This window comes from Pseudomonas sp. I8001, from assembly GCF_013385345.1.
Taxonomy (GTDB): domain Bacteria; phylum Pseudomonadota; class Gammaproteobacteria; order Pseudomonadales; family Pseudomonadaceae; genus Aquipseudomonas.
Map to the genome: position 1 here is coordinate 1 of NZ_JACAQC010000076.1, position 1,592 is coordinate 1,592.

The following is a 1,592-nucleotide window of genomic DNA, read 5'->3' on the forward strand; positions in this document are numbered from 1 at the left end:
GGCCGACGCCGCCGCCGTGGTGCAACGAAACCCAGGTCGCGCCGCTGGCGGTGTTGAGCAGGGCGTTGAGCAGTGGCCAGTCGGACACGGCGTCGGAGCCGTCCTGCATCGATTCGGTTTCACGGTTGGGGCTGGCCACCGAGCCGGAGTCCAGGTGGTCGCGGCCGATCACGATGGGTGCCGACAGCTCGCCGCTGCGCACCATTTCGTTGAATGCCAGGCCGAGCTTGGCGCGCTGGCCCAGGCCAACCCAGCAGATACGCGCCGGCAGGCCCTGGAAGCTGATGCGCTCGCGGGCCATGTCCAGCCAGTTGTGCAGGTGCGCGTCGTCCGGGATCAGCTCTTTGACTTTGGCGTCGGTCTTGTAGATGTCTTGCGGGTCGCCCGACAGCGCAGCCCAACGGAACGGGCCGATGCCACGGCAGAACAGCGGACGGATGTAGGCCGGGACGAAACCCGGGAAGTCGAAGGCGTTTTCCACGCCCACTTCTTGCGCCATCTGACGGATGTTGTTGCCGTAGTCGAACGTCGGGATGCCTTGTTTCTGGAACTCGAGCATGGCCTTGACGTGCACGGCCATCGACTGCTTGGCGGCCTTGATCACTTCGGCCGGTTCGGTCTTGGCGCGGGCGCGGTATTCGTCCCAGGTCCAGCCGGCGGGCAGGTAGCCGTTGAGCGGGTCGTGGGCGCTGGTCTGGTCGGTGACCATGTCCGGGCGCACGCCGCGCTTGACCAGTTCCGGAAGGATTTCAGCGGCGTTGCCCAGCAACGCGATGGAGATCGCCTGGCCGGCCTTGGTGTATTTGTCGATGCGCGCCAGGGCGTCGTCGAGGTCGGTGGCTTGTTCGTCGACGTAGCGGCTGCTCAGGCGGAAGTCGATGCTGACCTGCTGGCATTCGATGTTCAGCGAGCAGGCACCGGCCAGGGTCGCGGCCAGTGGCTGGGCGCCGCCCATGCCGCCGAGGCCGGCGGTCAGGACCCAACGGCCCTTGAGGTCATCGTTGTAGTGCTGGCGACCGGCTTCGACGAAGGTTTCGTAGGTGCCCTGCACGATGCCCTGGCTGCCGATGTAGATCCAGCTGCCGGCGGTCATCTGGCCGTACATGGCCAGGCCCTTGGCATCCAGTTCGTTGAAATGCTCCCAGCTCGCCCAGTGCGGTACCAGGTTGGAGTTGGCGATCAGCACGCGCGGGGCGTTGCTGTGGGTCTTGAACACGCCGACGGGTTTGCCGGATTGCACCAGCAGGGTTTCGTCGTCGTTGAGGTTGGTCAGGCTTTCGACGATCTTGTCGTAGCATTCCCAGTTACGTGCCGCACGGCCGATACCGCCGTACACCACCAGTTCTTTCGGATTTTCGGCAACCTGCGGGTCGAGGTTGTTCATCAACATGCGCAGCGGCGCTTCAGTCAGCCAGCTTTTGGCGGTCAGCGTGTTGCCGCGTGCGGCACGGATTTCAACGTCACGGTATTGGGTAGGCTTGGTCACAAAAAAATCCTCAACGATCAATGCGCGAACATTGATGGGTGCGAAGAGGAAGTTCATGGACTCTTACGCACACATCTTTACTTGTACATACAAGCATATGCAAGGT

Annotated in this window: 1 protein-coding gene; it reads right to left on the minus strand. The window is 63.2% G+C overall.

Going from position 1 to position 1,592, the window contains the following annotated elements:
• Positions 1 to 1,486: urocanate hydratase (gene hutU / locus HX839_RS31445; protein ID WP_177068224.1), on the minus strand; the 1,486-nt coding region annotated here is incomplete at its 3' end.
• Positions 1,487 to 1,592: the final 106 nt, after the last annotated feature.